Origin of the sequence: Methylobacterium sp. Leaf102, assembly GCF_001422425.1 — a bacterium.
Lineage (GTDB): Bacteria > Pseudomonadota > Alphaproteobacteria > Rhizobiales > Beijerinckiaceae > Methylobacterium.
In genome coordinates, this window is record NZ_LMMX01000001.1 from 14,952 (window position 1) to 32,499 (window position 17,548).

Consider the following 17,548-nt stretch of genomic DNA (forward strand, 5'->3'; position numbering starts at 1 on the left):
CCGGGTGTCGTCCGGCCGGACGCTCGCGCGGCTCGCTCGCGCGTCAGCGCCGCCGCAACACGCGCGGCAGCCAGCCGCCCGCACCGAGCCGCGACAGGACCTCCTCCGCCGAGGGCCGGCGGTCCGGATCGGCGCGCAGCAGGGCCCGCACCAGGCGCCCCAACCGGCCGTCGAGGCCGCTGTCCGGCGGCCGCAGCCGCGCCGCCCGCGCGCTCTCGCGATCGGTGCCGAGGGGCGGCCGCTCGCCCCGCGCGGCGCAGGCGAGGAGGAGGCCGAGGGCGAAGAGGTCCGCGGCCGGACCGCCGGGCTGCCCGTCGAGCTGCTCGGGGGCGGCGACGGACCACTTGCCCGCGAACGCGATCTCCGGATCGGGCTCGCCGATCCTCCGGGCGACGCCGAAATCGATCAGCGTGGCGCCCGCGGCACCACCGCACAGCATCACGTTCTCGGGCGAAAGATCGCCGTGCACGAAGCCGGCCGCATGAACGGCCGCGAGGGCGCCGGCGATGCGCCGGGCCAGGACCGCGACCTCGTCCGGTGCCAGGCCCCCCCGGGCCCAGATCGCCCGTGCCAGCGTCTCGCCGTGGAGCAGGTCCATGACGATGAAGGCGCGGCCGTCGGCGTGCCGCAGCAGATCGCGCACCTGCGGGATGGCCTCGTGGCGCAGGCTCATCAGCGTGCGGGCCTCGGCGACGTGGAGACGGGCGATGACCGGATCGCGGACGCGATCCGGCCGCAGGATCTTCACGGCGTGGTCGCGCCGCAACTCGCGATGGCGGACCTGGTAGATCTCGGCGATCCCGCCCCGTCCAATGCGGTCGCGCACCACGTAGGTGTTGGCCAGGACCGTATCGGGGCTGAGCGAGGCGGTGTCCGGCGTGTCCGGCGCGGCGGAAGGCTGCGCGCGCGACGCCTGCGCCAGGGCGGAGCCGCCGTCGCCGAGGCGGTCGAGGGCGGCGCGCGCCGCGTCCACCAGCGCCCGTCGCTCGGGTTCGAGGCGCGGACGGCCGTCGCCACCGGCGACGATGGCCTGGACCAGGGCGTCGAGCCGCACCTGAACCCGCAGGGTTTCACGCCGGGCGGCCTCGCCCTCCACGTTCGCCGCCTCAACCATCGGCGCCGACGACATCGACGACGACGGCCGAGATGTTGTCGCGCGCACCGGCGATCAGCGCGTCGTCGATGGCGCTTCCGACGGCCTCCTGCGGGGTGCCGTGACCGACGGCGTGGCCGAGCCCGGCCTCGCCGAGCGCTCCGACCAGCCCGTCGCTGCACAGGACGAAGCGGTCCCCCGGCCGGATCGTCCCCTCGACCCAGTCCGCCGCGAACGCATCCTCCGCCCCGACAGCACGGGTGACCATCCTGCGGCCCTCGCGGGTCACGTGGTCCTGCGTCAGGGGCCGGAGCGCATGGCCGCGCAGGAGATAGGCGCGGCTGTCCCCGACCCAGACCACGGCGTAGCGGCCCCGGTGGACGAGGAGCGCCACCACGACGGCCGCCACGATCTCCTCGGGCCCGAGCCGGCGGGCACGAGCCCGCAGGGCGGCGTTCGCCTCCAGGAGGAGATGGTCGATCTCCGCCCGCTCCGGCGCGCGGCCGAGGGGGGCCGGCATCGCTTCCAGCCGGTCGGCGACGACGCCGGCCGCGTAGTCCGCCGCCGCATGGCCGCCGGCGCCGTCGACCACCGCCCACAGGCCGAGGTCCGACCGGTTCACCACGGCATCGTCGTTGCGCCGCCGCCGCGTCCCCTTGTGCGACCGGGCGGCGCCGACGAGCTTGACCAGCCCCGGATCGGGCTCCGGTTCCGGGGGCCCGGCGGGCTTCGACGCGGCGGGCGGCCCGGCCCGCAGGCCCTCGTGCCAGCCCCATTCGCGCCAGCGCCCGTCGAGCAGGGCGGCGAACTGCTCGGGTTCCGGCGCCGCGTCATGGAGGAGCAGGGACGGCGCCACGGTGCTCGAGCCTCGCGTCCACCAGGCGGAGAAGGGTCGGTTCGTCCCCGCCAGCATCGCCTCGACGGCGTCGGCATAGGCCTGGATCGGGCCATCCGCGCCGTCGCGCGCGAAGCGGCTCGGGTTCGGCCGGGCCGGCTCGTCCGGTATCGGGGCCGGCGGGCCGAACGCGCGCACGGCCTCCTCGAAGGCCTCGAAATCGTAAGCGTCGTCGAGACAGCTCCGGGCCAGGGCCTCGACACCGTCGAACCAGGCTTCGGCGGCGCGCACGAGCCGCCACGGGCTGGCCAAGCCCGGAAGTTCGAGGGCGATCACCAGGGGAAAATAGCGACCGACCCGGTCGACGGAGGGCATCAGGACGCCGGCCGTGGCATGCGGCCCGAGGGTCCCGGGGCCGGCGACGAAGCGCCAGACCGGGGCGACGAGATAGGTCGGCAACCACTCCGTTCCGAGCTGGCGCCGGCTCGTCACGATGGCGCGGGACAGCCATTGGTCGAGGGCGGCCTGCAGGGCCTGACCCAGGCGGCGGTTCACGAAGTCGCCCCGGGTCGGGACCTTGCCGAAGAAGCCGAGCTGCGGCGGGCCGGGCGGCGCGGCGTCGGCCGCGCGCTTCACGGGCATGGGCCACGCCCCCCCGTCATGGAAATCTCGGGCAGCGGAAGCTCCGCAGGGCCGCGAGCCCGAACGGATTCGGCAGCGCCAGGCTGCGGATCTCGAAGGTCACGGCGTGGCTCGCCGTGCCGTAGGTCACCCGGGTCCGGTCCGGCGCGACGGCCTCCGCGCGGCCGGCATCGAGGAGCCGGAGCAGGGCCCAGGGTCCGGTGAAGGAGAGGGCCTCCGGGGCGCCCGGCTGCACGCTCACCCGCGCCGCCGGGCCGGCGAGGCCCGGCGTCGGCCAGGTGAAGCGCAGGGGGCGCGCGCTGCCGCGCGAGAAGGCCGCCTCCTGGCCGTCGCTGACGAACGAGGCGGCCGTCGCCTCGGCGTCCAGGCGGATCGGCGTCACCTCGAAGGCCAAGGCGGGCTGCGCCCCGGCCGCCGGAAAGAAGGCCTGCCGGATCTCGTCCGCATCCTCGAAGCTGCGCAGGAGGGCGGCGCTGCCCGCCGATCGCCATCGCCAGGGCTTCGCCGTCCCGTCGACGGCATCCGCCATGTGGGTGCGGAAGAAGGTGGCGAAGACGCCCTCCGGTCCGAACACCGCGGCGAACTCCCCCAGCGGCGTATCGGCCGCCGCATTCCGATCGAACGGGAAGCGCCTGTCCGTCGCGGCGCGGCAGGCCTGCTCGCCGGCCCGGCTCCAGCGGCGGGCGAGATCGACCACCTGCGCCTTGCCCTCGGCTCCCGCGATGAGGGTCTCGTCGAGGGCGATCGGCACCAGGGGACGCGCCAGCATCGCCGCGACGTGCCCGTCGAGGCTCGTCCGCAGGACGGCGTGCTTCTCCTCCGGGTAGAGCCGCGCGAACAGCCCCTCGAGCCGCGCGTCGGCGAAGGGCTTGTCGAGGGAGTCGGCGCCGCCGAGCATGCGGTAGAGACGCAGGGTCTCGCCGATATCGGCTCCGGCCGATCCGGAATCCGCATCCTTCGCGCCCCTATCCTTGCTTACCGCGTCCTTGCTCCCCGCGTCCTTGGCACCCAAGTCGGCGACACCGGCCTGGATCGATTCGCGGACCAGCCTCGGCGAAGCTGCGCCGGCCACGCCCGGGACGGCCTCCCGCGCCACGGCGGCGGGCGGCCGGGGCATTCCTCTCGGCACCACCGGCGCGTCCGGGTTCGGTTTCTGGGCAGCGTCGGCGTCCCCGGCCGCGCCGGCCTCGCGCAGGGCGTTCCCGAGCGCGACCAGGATGCGCGGCAGCAGGAAGCCCGTCAGGGCGCGCTCGTAGAGGTTGGCCCGCCCGGCCGAGATCTTCTCCGCCTGGTCGAAGGTATCGAGCAGACTTGGAGTGCCGGCCTCGGTGAAGGGCGTGGCCGCATCGCGGGCCTGGCTCAGCACCACTTCGGCGCGCACGAAGTCGGTATCCGCCACGGCCTCGACGGGCAGGGTCCCGGCCCCGGCGGTGTAGACGGCGAGGCGCGCATCGGTGTCCGAGAGCATCCGCTCCTGGCGCAGGTAGGCGACGAGCCAGGTCAGGGACAGGCCGAGGACGAGGGCCGCGGCCAGGCCGCCCGCCGCGGAGCGCAGGATCCTGCGGCGGCGCTCCAGGGCCGGATTGGTCGAGACGAGGTTCGCCTCGTTGAAGATCACCTCCCGCAGCAGGCGCGCGAGGAAGTAGCTGTGCTGCCCGTCCGCCGAGGCGGCACCGAAGCGCGGCAGGTCGATGGCGAAGCGCTGGCTCGCCGAACGCGTCACGAGGTCGAGGCCGCTGCCGCTCTGCTCGGCCGAGGCGAGGTAGAGGCCGCGCAGCCGCGGCGGGGCGTCGAAGCGCGAGGACGCCGCGATCTCGCCGATGGTCTCGTGGAGCGGCTCGGCGATGAGGGCGAGCTGGCTCGGAAAAGCGAAGATCTGCGCGCGCCGCTCGGGGTCCGTCTCGGCCTGCAACCGGTCGAGGAGGAGTTGGTCGAGGCGTCCGACGAGCCGGTCGAAGGCGGAGCCGAACCGGTCGGCGAGGTCGCGGCCCTCGATCCCGCCGCGCGGCGGCGGCAGGGTGACGCCCCAGACCTGCTCGCGGCCGGTCCGGGCCATGTCGTCGAAGAAGGCCGTGAATCCGGCGAGGCGGTCCGCCTTGGTCAGCACGAGATAGACCGGCACGCGAAGGCCGAAGGCCTCGTCGAGTTCCCGCAGGCGCTTGCGGATCGTCCGGGCGTGATGCAGCCGCTCGGTGGCGGAGGCCTGCACCAGCAGGTCCATCCCGACCATCACGATGGCGCCGTTGAGGGGCTGGCGCCGCCGGTGCTTGCGCAGCAGCGTGAGGAACCCGCGCCAGCCCGCCGCATCGGCCTCGCCGTCGCCCTCCTGCGCGGTGTAGCGCCCGGCGGTGTCGATCAGGATGGCCTCGTCCGTGAACCACCAGTCGCAGTGGCGGGTGCCGCCGACGCCCTCGACGGATTCGCCGACGCTGTCGGCGAGGGGAAAGCGCAGGCCGGAATTGCGCAGGGCCGTGGTCTTGCCGGAGCCGGGCGGGCCGATCAGCGCGTACCAGGGCAGCGCGTAGACGGAGGCGCGCCCCATGGTCTTGCGCAGGAGCTTCAGGGCGTCGCGCAGCCGCGACTTCAGTTCGGCGACGTCGTCGGCCGCGGCCCGGGCGGGATCGGCCTCGGCCCCGGCCGCGACGGCGTCGATGAGCGCCGCGTCGCGCCGCTGGCCCCGGACGAGGCGGACGAGGCAGTAGAGCACGAAGCCGACGGCGATCGCCCCCACCGCGTACAGGCGGGTCTCGAAGCGCTCGAACGGCCGCCAGCGGCCGAACGAGACGCCGTCGCCGTAGAAGAACACCACGCAGGCGGCGACGAGCGCCCAGATCAGGGCGACCAGCCACCAGGCCTTGACCCGGCTGGCATAGGTCGTCGCGTAGGACCGGATCTCGTAGATCCAGTTGAGGATGTTCATGGCGTGGCTCCCGCCCTCGACGGTCCCGGGGCCGGTGCGCCCGATGCAGGACCGTCCGATGCAGGACCGTCCGACACGCCCCGGGCCGGCGTGTTGCGGCGGATCAGGAGTTCGGTGCGCCGGTTCTCGGCCCGTCCCTCGCGGGTGTTGTTCATGGCGATGTTCTCGGCAGAGTCGTTCGGGCGGATCGGCTGCGCCTCGCCGCGGCCCTCGGCCCGGATCGCGTCGCTGCCGATGGAGCGGCCGAGGATGGCCGCCACGGCCTCGGCGCGGGCGACCGAGAGCTGGTAGTTCGAAGGGAACCGCACAGTCTGGATCGGGACGTTGTCGGTGTGCCCGACCACCTGCACCGTGACGTCGTCCGTCCGGATCGCCGCGCCGACGCGCTCGAACAGCTGGACGAAGGCGGGAGCCACCGTCGCGCTGCCCGACTCGAACAGTCCGGCGTTGCGGATGCGCACGATCGCGCCGGAGCCGCTCGGCTCGACGTCGATGGCGCCCCGGTCGATCTCCGGCTTTAGCACGCGCCCGAGCCCGGCCGCGAGGGATGTGTCGGATGCCGGGGGCGCTTCGGCGATCGGTTCCGCCGGAGCTCGGGCCGACGGCACGCGACGCAGGCTCGGCGTCCCGCGCGGCGGCGCGTCGAGAAAGGCCGCGAAGGTCGCGTCCGAGCGCCGGTTGACGGCCCATTGCAGGGCGAGGAACAGGCCCGCGAGGGCGAGGATGCCGAGTCCGGCCCCCGCCCAGAGCAGGAGCTGCCCGCGGATCGGGGGCAGGCGCGCATCGACGCCGCGCCACTCGGGCGACAGTTCGCGCTCCACCGGCCCGCGCAGGGTGCGGTAGAGCCCCTCCCGGATACGCCCGATCTCGAGATGCCCCTGCGGATGCACCCGCATCCGCCCCTCGAAGCCGAGGGAGAGGCAGTGGTACATGAGCAGCAGCACGTCCCGGTTCGAGCCGGGGTCCTTGTGCAGGTGCGCCAGGAGGTCGAAGAAGCGCTCACCGCCCGTCACGTCGGTGTGGAAGGTCGAGACCATGCCCTGCCGCGCCCACAGGCTGTAGGCGCCCCAGGACGAGTTCAGCACCACGTCGTCCACCGTCGCGCAGAGGGCGTAATGCGCAGCCTGCGCCCGCTCGCGCGTGACCGCGACGCCGAGGATCGCCGCCTCGAAGGCCTTGACGGCGGCGATCACCTTGAGGCGCAGGGCCTCGAGATCCGGCGGGCTCGACAGGCTGCGCAGGCGTCCGACGAGGCTGAGGATCGGCAGGGCGGCCGCCACCATCGGGGGCACGCCGGACCGGGCGAGATCGAGGCTGCCGAGGGTCTCGATGGCCGCGTCCGGGGGGGCCGCCGCCGGCTGCGGGTCCACCCGGAGCACGGGCTGGGGACGCACCCCGCCGGGCGTCGGCTTGACCACCGTGGATTCACCCGCAAGCCCGCGGGCCTCAGCTTCCGACACCGTTCGCTCCCGCTCGCTCCAAGGTCGTCCACCGGCTCGCGACGGCCCGCGGGCGCGGGCCGCGGCCGACCGCTCCGCGCACGGCCGAGGTCACCCGCGACACTGCGCCAAAACCACCGCCCGCCCCAAGGGAAATTCTACCGAGGATCGCATAAAACCGAACAGACACCGTTTGCGTGTTTCGCGCTCAGCCCTTGATCGCCCACAGTTCGAGTTCGAGATCGGGGAAATTGCCGGCGAGGTGGATGGCGACCGCACTCGAATGCTCGAGTTCCCGCCAGAGCGGGCCGGTGGTGTCGAGCTCGAAGTAGACCGTGCCGCCGCGATAGGGGAGCTGGCGCGGCGCGACGGCGAGGGGCCTGACCGCGATGCCCGGCAGGGCGACGTTGACGAGCTGGGCGATCTGCTCGACGGGACCGATCTTGACCTGGTTCGGCAAGGACCGCCGCAGGCTCTCGGCCGGCATGTTGGCGCGCACGGCGAGGACGAACCCGGCGCCGAGCAGCAGGGAGCGGTCGTTGATCGCGCCCACCCGCACGCCGTGGCGGCGCTCCTGAAGGTCGATGGGCACGGCCACCTGATCCAGGAGTGCGGAGAGCGCCGCCCGCAGGTCGGAGAAGACCGTCGCGAACGTCGCCGCCAGATCCTCGTGGGAATAGTCGGGAAAGCGCGTGGCGCGCTTCGAGGGCGCCGTGAAGGTCGCGAGTTCGCCCGCCAGGGCGAGGCAGAAGCCGTAGAACGCCTCCGGCGGCAGACGACCCGCCTGGGCCGCCGCGTGGCGCAGGGGCGGATCGGCCCGGTTTAGGGCCTGGAGGAGCAGGAAGTCGGCGACCTCGGCGGTGCCGCGCACCGTCGGGTCGGCGATCCGGGCCGCGATGGCTTCGGCCCGATGCGAGACGAGACCCTGCAGCTCGTTGACGAGGGCGGCCAGGGGCGCCTGCGCGGCGCAATTGAGGCAGGGCGCGATGAACCGGTCGTCGAGGACGATGCTGAGGTCGGAGCGGACCTCGACCACCCGGGCGACGGCGAGGCGTTCCGTGCCCGCGAGCGGTCCGTTCGACGGGGCATAGGCGAGGCGCAGGCGCCCCACTTCAAGGCTCGCGCTCGTGAAGCTGTCGCCGTTGGCGTCCGGCGCGTCGTAGGCGGTCCGCCGCAGGCGGGTGGCGGCGTCCTCGCGGCGCTCGGCGCCGATCTCGGGACTTCCCGGCTGGCGCATGGGAATCGCGAGGTAGATCGTGACGTCGCGGGTGCCGGGCAGCAATTCGAGGGGCGGCGGGAGGTCGGCGTCGCCGGGCGCCTCGAAGGGGGTTCCATCGGGGAAGATGCCCCGGGCGTGCGCGACCGCGAAGCGCCCGGCGCCGAGGGTCTCGCGATTGATGCCGATGTCCGAGAAGCCCCAGGGATAGGGCGCGAGGTCCCGCGTCAGGCCGCGCACGAAGCGTTCCGTCCAGCGGTCCGCCTGCTGGAAGTGCTGGACGCGGAGGAACATGCCCTCCGACCAGACCACACGGTTCTCGCTCAGCATGGATCGGGGCTCCGGGGCTCTGTCAGGTCCTGCGGGCGTAGGCCCGACGCAGCGGCGTCAGCACGACGTCGGCCGCGGGGGCGTCGGGCGCGCCGCAGAGGTTGGCGTGAAGGGCGACGTAGCGGTCCCACGAGGCGGCGCGCAGGAGCGGGCCCACGGCGAGGCGGGTCCGCTCGCGGGCCGCGTCCTCGAGGAATTCGGGCTGGATCTGCGCGCCGAGATCGGCGGCGGCCTCGCCGACGGAGAGGCCGAGGGCACGGCTCGCCTGGGCGAGGCGGGCGAGGCGGCCGGTAAGTTCGTCCGTCGCCCCGGCATCCCCCATCGCGAGGGCGGCGGCGAACAGGGAGGCCAGGTCGGCCCCCGACGTCTCCCGGTCGGACAGGCCGAGGTCGCGTTCGGCGGTGCGATGCACCGCCTCGAGGGCGGCGAGGACGTCGATGAGGCGACGCAGGATCTGCCCGCTGCGGACCATCGCGGCGCGGTCGCGGGCGGGCGCGACGCCCTCCGGCATCAGGCCGCCGAGGCCGGCGCCTTCCACCAGGGCGGCCTGCGCATCGCCCCAGCCGGGTCCCGCGGCGGCGCCCGACGCGGGCGGCGCATCGTCGCCCAGATCCCAGTCGGCCGGCAGGATCGCCCGGACGCCGCCGAGCTGCAGCGCCTCGCTCACCGGCGAGAGGTGCTCGCTGCGGCTGGCGAAGTCGCTCAACGGCTGGAGCATGGCCTTGGGCTCGTCCGTCAGGGACGTCGCGGGCGGAGCCTGCCAGCCGAAGGGCTGCACGACCTGCGCATCGACGGCCCCGCCCGGCAGGGTCGAGAGCCAGTCGCTGGCGCTGCCGCCGAGGCTGCGCGCGGCGCGGCCCTCGCTCGCCTCGCTGGTGCCAGCGAGGATCCCGGTCACGCCCTCGGCGGTGCCGGGCGCGATCCGGTCCGTCCCGCCACGCGGGTCGGGCAGGGTCGCGTCGGCGGTCCGATCGAGGGCGATGCGATAATCCCCGATGCGGAAGACGTCGCCCGGCCCGAGGAGGCGCCGCTGGTCCCGTCCGACGGGGCGCGTGTCGGCGGCGAAGAACACCCCGTTGCTCGACAGGTCCACGAGGTACAGGCCATCGGGTCCGTTCTCGATCCGGCAATGCACCTTGGAGATGTGGCGGTCGGGATCGGCGAGGATCCAGTCGTTGTCCGGCGCCCGGCCGATGGCGAACGGACAGGCGGACGGTTCGAGGCGCCGCGGGTCGATCCCCGGAACGCCCGCGGGCGTCTGCAGGACGCGCAAGGTGAACGTCATCGTCCCATGAGGCTCCGCCGGAGCCCCCGTTTCGTGAACCCCCGAATCCTGCGATTCCCCGCCCGCACCGCTAGTTCGCCCGCATCCGGACGCGGGTGTCCCGCTCGCTTCGGCCCGAGCCGTAGACGGCGTCGCGCGGCAGGGCCGGCGGCTCGAGGAAGACGACGCCGATGCCCAGGCCCGGGGCGCCCGCGATGGTGGCCGGCTTGTTGAAGTTCTGCGCGCCGATGGCGGTGGCGGCCTGGCCCAGGGGCAGGAGCGCGCCGATGGCGGCCTGCGTGCGGATGCCCCCGCCCTGCGAGGAGACCGCGAGGCCCGTGCCCGGGTCGATGGCGATGTTGCGGTTTCCCTGCAGCAGGAGTTGGCCGGCCTGGCCGGCGCCCTGGATCAGCGCCCCCGCGAACAGGCCGGCGTAGCGTTCGAAGACGTGCTGGTCGACATCGTTCGAGACGCCCGTGCGCGCGTCGCGGGCCGAGATCGCATAGGCCTTCAGGGGGAACTGGCGCCCGTCGTTGAGGACCATCTGGCTGAACTGGATCGCCGCCTGGTTGCTGCTGTAGACGATCTGGCCGATCAGGCGGACGCCGTGCAGGGGGCCGGGCCGCTGCGCCCCGTCGACATCGTAGATCGTGGCGAAGATCGGCGCCTGCGGATCGTCGGAATTGAAGCCCTGGTCGAGGGACGCGTAGACCGTGTCGCCGGCGCGCGCGACGGCGTAGCGCCGGACCGGCGCCCCCCCGAACTGGCCGTTCGGACCGGCCTGCCCCGGATATCCCCCCTGCCCCGGATATCCCCCTTGCCCCGGATAAGCATTCTGGCCCGGATAACCGCCCTGGCCTTGCGAACCGCCGCCATAGCCCGCCTGCCCCGGGGCGCCGCCCGGCCCAGCGGAGCCGCCCGGAGACCCGGACTGGCCGCCGCCGGCGCCGCCGAAGCCGCCCGGCTGTGCCCCCGCCTGCGGGTAGGTCGCCTGCTGGATCGGTGTGCCGCCGCTTGGTGCGGGCGATCCGCCGCTGCGGGTCGGGCCGGCACCGGAGATCCCACCGCCGCCCGCTCCCTCGGCCCGCCCGTAGCGCTGCAGGGTGAAGCCGCCGCTCGGTGGCGCCATCAGCGCCTCGATCTGAGCGTTGATCCGCGCCTCGATCGCCGGGTCCGAGAGCGCCTGACCGGGGGGTCCCTGGTAGACGACGCTCGGTGCGGCCGGCGCCTGCCCCGGCAGCGACCCTTGCGTGAACGGCATCGCCGCCTGGGGCGGCGGCTGGACGGGGCTGGCGGGCGCCTGGACAGGGCTGGCGGGCGCCTGGACAGGGCTGGCGGGCGCCTGGACAGGGCTGGCGGGCGCCTGGACAGGGCCGGCAGGCGCCTGGACCGTGCCGGCAGGCGCCTGGACCGTGCCGGCGGGTGCCTCGGCCTGGACGCGGATCAGCAGGGTGGCGTCGGGTGTCGCGCCGGCCAGAGCCGCACCGAAACCGAGGGCCAGGACGAGGGATGGCATCGTTTCACCTAGTCACGAGGGCGGGGTCACGAGGGCGGAGACACGCGGACGGGGTCGCACGGCATGCGGCCGATCCGAGGCGGTCCCGGTCCGGCGAACGGAATCAGTACGCGATGGTGACGGCGCGCTCGCGGCCCTCGGCATCGGTCACGAGAAGGCGCGGCACCGGCCGGTCGAAGCGCCAGACCCGCAAACCATCCGTGGTCTGGGCCATGGCGTCCTGAACCGGGTTCACGACGACGACGGGTCCGCGCACGTAGAGCCGCCCGCCGTAGCTCCAGGCCGACACCACGGGGTCGTCGACCCGCAGGCGCAGGGCGGACCGGGGCGGGACGCCGGTGCCGAAATCGTCCATCAGCCGGTCGGGGTCCGGCGGGCCGCCCGCGCGCCGAACCCGGGTCGAGACGAGGCGCGCGGGGCCGGCATCCGCCCCCGCGGCGGCGGCCACGAGCGCCGTGTGCCGGGCGTTGACGGGCCCCTCCCGGAGCAGCCGGCTCGCCGCCGCGGTGGACGCGGCCTCGGCGTCCGGCACCCGGCCGGCGGCGGAGGCACCGCGCCCGCGGACCGTGATGGCGACGGGCAGGTCCACGGTCTCGATCCCGCGCCCGCCGCTGCGCACGATCAGCACGATCGGCAGGGGGTAATTCTCGATGGTGATCGAGATGTTGCCGTAGGTGGAGACCCGGCAGGGCATGATGTGGATGGTGCTGGGGCGCTCGGCCGGCGCCACGGCCTGGCCGCCGCAGCCGCCGCCGTCGACGGCGAACATGCGTGGGTCGTAGGCGGTCGCGGTGATCGGCCAGGGATGGCCGCCACCGTCGAGGATCGTGATCGGCGTCACCATCCCGAAGGCGAGGTGCACGACCTGGGGCGCCGCCATGTCGACCTGAGGCTGGATGCTCATCAGCTTCGGCCGGACCTTGGGCGGCGGCTCGTCCGAGTAGCCCGACGCCATGGCGGCGCTCTGCGCATCGATGATTCGGTTTCGGATCGCTCCGATGTTCCCGGGGGTGAGGATCGCACCGCCCGACCGGTCGGTCATTGCGCTCTGGAGCGCGGAGACCTCGGCCGGCGTGAGCTCGCGCGGCGGCGGAGGCGTCGCGGCCCGCTGCGCCTGGGGGGCCGGGCCGGGGGGCGCAGAAGCCGAGGAGGGCCCAGAAGCCGAGGGCGGCGCGGGAGCCTCGCCCGCGACCGGGCGGGCGGGTTCGGCCTGCGCCACCTGGGTCGCGGCACGCGCCTGCGCCAGGGCCGGCGCCGCTCCGCCCGGCGCCAGAACGCAGAGCCACACCACCAGGGGTGGCGAAAATTTCCTGCTGATCAAGCCCGAAAGCCTCTTCGCCTCACGCACGTCACCACCCCTCGGTTGTGGCGGGATCGGCTCACCTGCCGTGCTTCGGCGCCGAAACGCAATGCCATTCCTGCCACACCCCGGGTTTTCGGCAACAACTCGGCGGAGCGGGAACGGCTGAAAATCGCAGGGCGCCCGGGACCGTGCTTCGGTTCTGTGCTCCCCCGGACACAGGGCCCGGCAATCACCAGCGGACCCTCCGAAGCGGATTGACGCGGGCGCTTCCGAACGGGGATGACAACTTCTGGTTATTGCAGGGAGCCCGGGTATGAAGTCGCTACGCCTGCTCGTCCTGGTTGCGTCGGCCCTCGGCCTTCAGGCCTGTTCCTCGACAGGCGGCACGGGCTCGCCCGAGAGCACGCAAATCTTCCTCAAGGACGAGATGGGCCGGCGCGGTCTATGAGGCTCGTTCGTCCGCTCCTCGCCGCGACGGTGTCGCTCGCTCCGGTCGCCGCGACCGCTCAGGTGAATCCGATCCTCGCGGCGACGCAAGCCGCGGCCCCTTTCGTGCCCGGCGCCTTCGCCCCCGCGCCCTATCCCTACGGGGCTCCGGCCGGGTACGGCGGCTTCTATCCTCCCCCGTATCCCGGCTACGGATCGCCCTACCCCGCCACCAATCCCGCCCTGAACCAGATCACCCAATCGCAGGGGAGCCCGAACGTGCCGAGCCGCGCCGGCGCGACGCAGATGCAGGGTCTGCTCGGCGGTGGCCAAGGGGGCGGTCAAGGGGGCGGTCAGGGCGGCGGCGGCCAGGGAGGAGGATCCGGCGGTGGCGGATCGCCGGGCGGCGGCGGCGCCGCGATGCTTCCCGCGCCCGATCCGGACACCAGCTACGAATTGCTGCAGGATCCGGGCTCGCCGGTCTACGGCCGCTACGGCGGCCTGCGCTCGAAGAACGGCGACATCCGCCAGCAGGTGATCGCCCAGGCGGCCCGCGGCGTCGGCGTGCGCCAGGGCTTCGCGGACGAGACGGCCCGGATCAACGCCGAACTCGACGGCGCCTACGGCGCGGCCCTCGACCGGCGCTACGACTTCGCGCCCCTGATGATCGACCGTACCCTGGTGCCGCCCGTCATCGTCGAGCTGCGCCGCCTCGGGGAGCGGGCCGACGACCGGCGGCTCTACCTCACCCTGGGCGCCTTCGAGATCGTGCGGCCGGCCCGCCTCGCCCTCGCGCCTCCGGGCTGGCGCGACTACCTCTACAACACGGGCGTGCCGCCGACGCTGCCGCCATCGGCCTCCGAGGTCCGGCCCGAGGGCGGCGCCGAGGAGGGCGTCTGGGGGATCGCCTTCGAATCCGGCGTCGCGGTCGGGATCGCCGAGGCGCGCGCCAGCTTCACCGCCAACCTCGACCGCCTCGAGCGGGACCATGCTGGGATGGGCCGCTATCACGACCTCGCCCGCAGCGGCGCCGTCAGCCTGCCCGTGGTCGGAACGTCGGCCCGCCGGGTGCGCGTGGCGGCGGACGGCGCACGCGCCTTCGTGGGCGAGCGCGTCGTCAGCCTGCAGGTGAGCCCCCGGTTTCGCGCCGCAGCCCCCGCCGCCTTCCGTTGAGGCGCTTCGCGCGCCGCACCGTCCTGGGCGGTCTCCTCGCCGGAGCATGGCCGGGCGACGCCGCCTATGCCGACGCCCTCGCGTCCCTGCGTGACCGGCCCAACGGCCGTGACCGTCTCTGGCTGCGCCGCGCCGACGGCTCGGAGATCGTCAGCCGGTTTCGGGACCCGTCCGGCGCCTACGACCGCGCGCAGATCCTCCTGCTGTCATGGTTCATGCGCGACATCCGCGACGACGAACGGGCGGTCTGGATGGAGCCGCGCCTGTTCGACCTCCTCGCCTCGGTCCAGTCGAGCATGGCGGCGGTCCACGGCGCCCCGCTCCCCCTCCTGGTGACCAGCGGCTACCGGACCCCGGCCCACAACGCCGCCCTGGAGAACGCGGCGCGCCAGTCGATGCACGTCTACGGCTATGCCGCCGACGTGCAGGTGAAGGGCTACGCTCCCCGCGCCGTCGCCCTCGCGGCCTCCTTCGTCTCGGACGGCGGCATCGGCCTCTACGACAGCTTCACCCATCTCGATGTCTGGACCCGCCGCAGTTGGGGCGGCGAAGCCAGGAAGCCGCCGGAGCCGTCGCCCTGAGCGGGGGCGGAGTGGTTCTTCCGCGGCGCGGGCCGTCGGTCGCCCCGGCGCCCGCGATCACGCGACACCCAGTCCCCTCAGTGCGGGCTCTCCACGGCGAAACTCCGGATCGCCGGGTCGAGCGAGGTCTCGAACGCGACCGGCTCCGGGCCGGCGCCGAGGTGCGCGACGGCCTCGATCCGGATGCGCAGCAGGCGTTCGAGGGGATCGCGGCCCTTGACGACGCTCACCCGCACGGAGTGGAACCGCGGCTCGAACGCCTTGATGGTGGCTTCGAGGGCGCGGGCGAGGTCGGTGCGCTGCTCGGCCGTGGCGAGCGGCGCGCCGACGAAATCCTCGACGCCGTAGCCGGGCAGCGCTCCGCGCAGGGCGGTGAAGGCCGCCGGCAGGGTCGTGGGCCTCCGGCGGGTGTTGAGGAGCGATTCGAGGTCGCGCCGGAAGCCCTCGCGGATGCGGCGCAGCGCGTCGCTCCGCGCCCGCGGCGGGTCCGCCGCCCGCTCGGGCTCGTCGTCGATCAGCCGATCGAGGAGGGAGGCCTGGAGGCGCATGCCGCGGCTCAGCGCGGCGCGAAGGCGACGCGGCCGAGGCTCAGGAACTCGCGCACCGCCTCGCCGACGAGCCAGACGCGCTGGCCGCGCCCCCGCACCGTGCCGCCGGGCAGGTCGATCCAGGCGGTCTCGCGGGCGAGACGTGCCGCCTCGCCGGCCTCCGGATCGTGATACTGCGCCAGGACGAGGAAGGTGGTCTCGCGTCCGTCCACGAGGCGCGCCTCGGCCCGGCGCCAGAGCAGGTCGGTCGGGCGCCGGGGCGGCGCGAACACCAGGCTCTCGACCCGCTCCGGCGCGAGCCAGAGGTAGCGCCCGGCGAGCGTCAGCGCCTCGAATCCGGCCTGAGACAGGTCGCACACGTCGCGGACCTCCTGCATCGCGCCCGCGTCGACGGCGGCCAGAATCGGCGGCATCGCCTCGAGGGCGAGGCGTGCGGCCTCGGCGGCCGCGGCATCGCCCGCCCGCACGGCGAGGGCCAACCGCATCGCCCCCCCCTGACGCGCGGTCGGGCCGTCGATGAAATCCGGGAGGGCGCCCTGGCGGTGCCAGGCCTCCCGCGCCACGGCGGCCCGCAGCAGGTGGCGCATGGCGACGAGGGCCGTGGCCTCGGCCGGCGCGTGTTCCATGGCGACCTGAAGCTGCGCTTCGGCCCGGTCGAGGGCGCCGGCGAGCACCAGCAGTTCGGCCAGGGCGAGGCGCGCCGCGGCCTGCGTCGGCCGGGCCTTCACGCCCTGCGAGGCGACCGCGATCGCATCGTCGAGGCGCCCGGCGTCGAGGAGGTCGGCGAGACCGGTCGGCGCGTCGTCGGTCGTGGTCATGGTCAGGCCTCTGGCGGGGGAAACGGCGTCACGCGCCGCTCTGTGCGGTGGTGACCTCGGCGACGAGCTGGAAGCTCGCCGCGACGTCGTCGAGCTGGAAATGCGGCTGCAGGCGCAGGGTGCACCCGAGCACGCCGGGGCGGCCGGGGATCTCGCGTACTTCGACGCCGGCGTCGCGCAGCGGATAGCGCGCCTTCAGTTCCGGAGCGGCCGTGTCGTTGCCCAGGCGGTACCGGCCGAGCCAGTCGACGATCAGGCGCTCCACCGCGGGGGCGTCGCCGAGGCGCCCGACCTGATCGCGCATCATCACCTTGAGCGTATGGGCGAAGCGCGCGGCGCAGAGCACGTATTGCAGCATGGCGGCGAGCCGGGCGTTCTCCTCGGCCGCGGCGCCCAGGCTATGGGGCGGCCGATGCAGGGACGGGTTGGCGTTGAACACCAGGGAGGCCGTGAACGGCACCCAGCCCACCGGGATGATGCCTTGGTCCGACAGCTGGCGTTCCTGGCTGGCGGTGAGGCGGATCTCCACGGGGGGCTGCGCGGCGAGGCCCGGCCGATCGGTGCCGAAGGAGAGCGTCGGCAGGTCGGTGACGAGGCCGCCGCCATCCTGGTCCTGCGGGGCGCCGCGCAGGTCCGCGAACCAGCCCGACAGTCCGAAGGCGCGCAGGACGACCCGGGCGAAGGCGTAGATCGGGCTGCCCCACAGGAGGGCGTGGCCATCGGCCCGCACATCCTCCTCGAACGGGAAGCCGTCCACCCGGCCGCGATGGTGGGCGCGGTGCGGCCGGCGCATGAGCACGCGCGGCGCCAGGATGCCGAGGAACCGGCAATCCTCCGTCTCGCGCAGGCTCTTCCAGCGGAGGAAGTCGGGTCCGTCGAAGGCGCCGCCGAGCTGCGGCAGCCCGTCGAGGTCCGTGAAGGCGTCGACCGCGAGGGTTTCGGGCCGCAATGCGGTGAGGAACGGCGCGAAGGCCGCGGCCGCCACGCCGGCGATGCCCTTGAGCGCGGCGATGTCGTCGGTGCGGTCGACGGGATCGAAGCGGTGGCCGACCGCATAATCGCCGAGCAGCAGCCCGAACGGCTCGCCCCCCGGCATGCCGAATTCCTGCGCGTAGACGAGCTCGAACAGGCGGCTCTGATCGAACTCGACCGCCCGCTCGAAATCCCGGCACAGGTCGCGCCAGGACACCGAGAGCAGTTTGACCTGGACGTCGCCCGTCTCGGTCGCCACCCCGACCAGGTAGGCGAGACCGCGCCAGCGCGCCTCGAACGCCTGGAACTCGGCATGATGCAGGATCGCGTTGACGGACGTGTTGAGCGCGCGGTCGATCAGCGCGACGAGGCGGTCGGCCTGCCTGCGCGCGGCCGCGCCATCGGACGGGGCCGCCTGCCCCATCCCCCCGAAGGACGATGCGGGCTGTGCGCGGTCCGCGTCGAGCACCGG

The 17,548-nt window shown here is 74.2% G+C and carries 14 protein-coding genes; 3 read left to right on the forward strand and 11 right to left on the reverse strand.

All coding sequences use genetic code 11. The annotated features are described in order from the left end of the window. Positions 1–43: 43 nt before the first annotated feature. The 8 genes from ASF27_RS00070 to ASF27_RS00105 form a co-directional block, all read right to left on the reverse strand. On the reverse strand, positions 44–1,114 hold the full coding sequence (locus tag ASF27_RS00070) for a serine/threonine-protein kinase (protein WP_056302549.1): 1,071 nt from the start codon (positions 1,112–1,114) through the stop codon (positions 44–46). Next, entirely contained in the window at positions 1,107–2,570 is a 1,464-nt protein-coding gene (tagF, locus tag ASF27_RS00075; RefSeq protein ID WP_056356800.1) for a type VI secretion system-associated protein TagF, read from the reverse strand. The genes ASF27_RS00070 and tagF overlap by 8 nt, the downstream gene beginning before the upstream one ends. Before the next feature lie 16 nt (positions 2,571–2,586). Next, the gene (gene tssM / locus ASF27_RS00080; RefSeq protein WP_056356804.1) at positions 2,587–5,490 is read right to left on the reverse strand and encodes a type VI secretion system membrane subunit TssM; all 2,904 of its coding nucleotides are present in this window, start codon (positions 5,488–5,490) and stop codon (positions 2,587–2,589) included. Beyond that, the gene (gene icmH / locus ASF27_RS00085; RefSeq protein WP_156467405.1) at positions 5,487–6,950 is read right to left on the reverse strand and encodes a type IVB secretion system protein IcmH/DotU; all 1,464 of its coding nucleotides are present in this window, start codon (positions 6,948–6,950) and stop codon (positions 5,487–5,489) included. Before icmH ends, tssM begins: the two co-directional genes overlap by 4 nt. A gap of 187 nt (positions 6,951–7,137) precedes the next feature. Continuing rightward, on the reverse strand, positions 7,138–8,475 hold the full coding sequence (gene tssK, locus ASF27_RS00090; RefSeq protein WP_056356809.1) for a type VI secretion system baseplate subunit TssK: 1,338 nt from the start codon (positions 8,473–8,475) through the stop codon (positions 7,138–7,140). A gap of 22 nt (positions 8,476–8,497) precedes the next feature. Beyond that, on the reverse strand, positions 8,498–9,760 hold the full coding sequence (locus tag ASF27_RS00095; protein WP_056356811.1) for an FHA domain-containing protein: 1,263 nt from the start codon (positions 9,758–9,760) through the stop codon (positions 8,498–8,500). 70 nt (positions 9,761–9,830) lie between these two features. Then, entirely contained in the window at positions 9,831–11,255 is a 1,425-nt protein-coding gene (locus tag ASF27_RS23340) for a DotG/IcmE/VirB10 family protein (protein ID WP_056356815.1), read from the reverse strand. A 103-nt stretch (positions 11,256–11,358) separates the two neighbouring features. After that, positions 11,359–12,576: a DotH/IcmK family type IV secretion protein gene (locus ASF27_RS00105; protein WP_156467406.1), complete on the reverse strand. Its 1,218-nt coding sequence runs from the start codon at positions 12,574–12,576 to the stop codon at positions 11,359–11,361. A 295-nt stretch (positions 12,577–12,871) separates the two neighbouring features. Between ASF27_RS00105 and ASF27_RS23345 the strand changes: the two genes are divergently transcribed. From ASF27_RS23345 to ASF27_RS00115, 3 genes are read left to right on the forward strand one after another with little or no spacing between them, the layout of a single operon-like run. Then, entirely contained in the window at positions 12,872–13,006 is a 135-nt protein-coding gene (locus ASF27_RS23345; protein WP_277996057.1) for a hypothetical protein, read from the forward strand. Beyond that, the gene (locus ASF27_RS00110) at positions 13,003–14,157 is read left to right on the forward strand and encodes a type IV secretory system conjugative DNA transfer family protein (RefSeq protein WP_056356822.1); all 1,155 of its coding nucleotides are present in this window, start codon (positions 13,003–13,005) and stop codon (positions 14,155–14,157) included. Before ASF27_RS23345 ends, ASF27_RS00110 begins: the two co-directional genes overlap by 4 nt. Then, on the forward strand, positions 14,154–14,738 hold the full coding sequence (locus tag ASF27_RS00115; protein WP_056265793.1) for a DUF882 domain-containing protein: 585 nt from the start codon (positions 14,154–14,156) through the stop codon (positions 14,736–14,738). Before ASF27_RS00110 ends, ASF27_RS00115 begins: the two co-directional genes overlap by 4 nt. A gap of 77 nt (positions 14,739–14,815) precedes the next feature. Here ASF27_RS00115 and tssE read toward each other — a convergent pair whose 3' ends face one another. From tssE to tssC, 3 genes are read right to left on the reverse strand one after another with little or no spacing between them, the layout of a single operon-like run. Further along, positions 14,816–15,286 carry a type VI secretion system baseplate subunit TssE gene (tssE, locus tag ASF27_RS00120; RefSeq protein ID WP_056171572.1) on the reverse strand — a complete coding sequence of 157 codons (471 nt, stop codon included), beginning with the start codon at positions 15,284–15,286 and terminating at the stop codon, positions 14,816–14,818. Positions 15,287–15,294: 8 nt separating this feature from the next. After that, entirely contained in the window at positions 15,295–16,104 is an 810-nt protein-coding gene (locus tag ASF27_RS21300; RefSeq protein WP_156467407.1) for a type VI secretion system accessory protein TagJ, read from the reverse strand. A gap of 28 nt (positions 16,105–16,132) precedes the next feature. Further along, entirely contained in the window at positions 16,133–17,545 is a 1,413-nt protein-coding gene (gene tssC, locus ASF27_RS00125) for a type VI secretion system contractile sheath large subunit (RefSeq protein ID WP_244473779.1), read from the reverse strand. Positions 17,546–17,548 lie beyond the last annotated feature (3 nt).

Excerpts from the sequence above, each read along its gene's own strand:
- ASF27_RS00070 (WP_056302549.1), bottom strand. The coding sequence starts at position 1,114 with ATGGTTGAGGCGGCGAACGTGGAGGGCGAGGCCGCCCGGCGTGAAACC.
- tagF (WP_056356800.1), bottom strand. The coding sequence starts at position 2,570 with ATGCCCGTGAAGCGCGCGGCCGACGCCGCGCCGCCCGGCCCGCCGCAG.
- tssM (WP_056356804.1), bottom strand. The coding sequence starts at position 5,490 with ATGAACATCCTCAACTGGATCTACGAGATCCGGTCCTACGCGACGACC.
- tssK (WP_056356809.1), bottom strand. The coding sequence starts at position 8,475 with ATGCTGAGCGAGAACCGTGTGGTCTGGTCGGAGGGCATGTTCCTCCGC.
- ASF27_RS00095 (WP_056356811.1), bottom strand. The coding sequence starts at position 9,760 with ATGACGTTCACCTTGCGCGTCCTGCAGACGCCCGCGGGCGTTCCGGGG.
- ASF27_RS23340 (WP_056356815.1), bottom strand. The coding sequence starts at position 11,255 with ATGCCATCCCTCGTCCTGGCCCTCGGTTTCGGTGCGGCTCTGGCCGGC.
- ASF27_RS23345 (WP_277996057.1), top strand. The coding sequence starts at position 12,872 with ATGAAGTCGCTACGCCTGCTCGTCCTGGTTGCGTCGGCCCTCGGCCTT.
- ASF27_RS00110 (WP_056356822.1), top strand. The coding sequence starts at position 13,003 with ATGAGGCTCGTTCGTCCGCTCCTCGCCGCGACGGTGTCGCTCGCTCCG.
- tssE (WP_056171572.1), bottom strand. The coding sequence starts at position 15,286 with ATGCGCCTCCAGGCCTCCCTCCTCGATCGGCTGATCGACGACGAGCCC.
- ASF27_RS21300 (WP_156467407.1), bottom strand. The coding sequence starts at position 16,104 with ATGACCACGACCGACGACGCGCCGACCGGTCTCGCCGACCTCCTCGAC.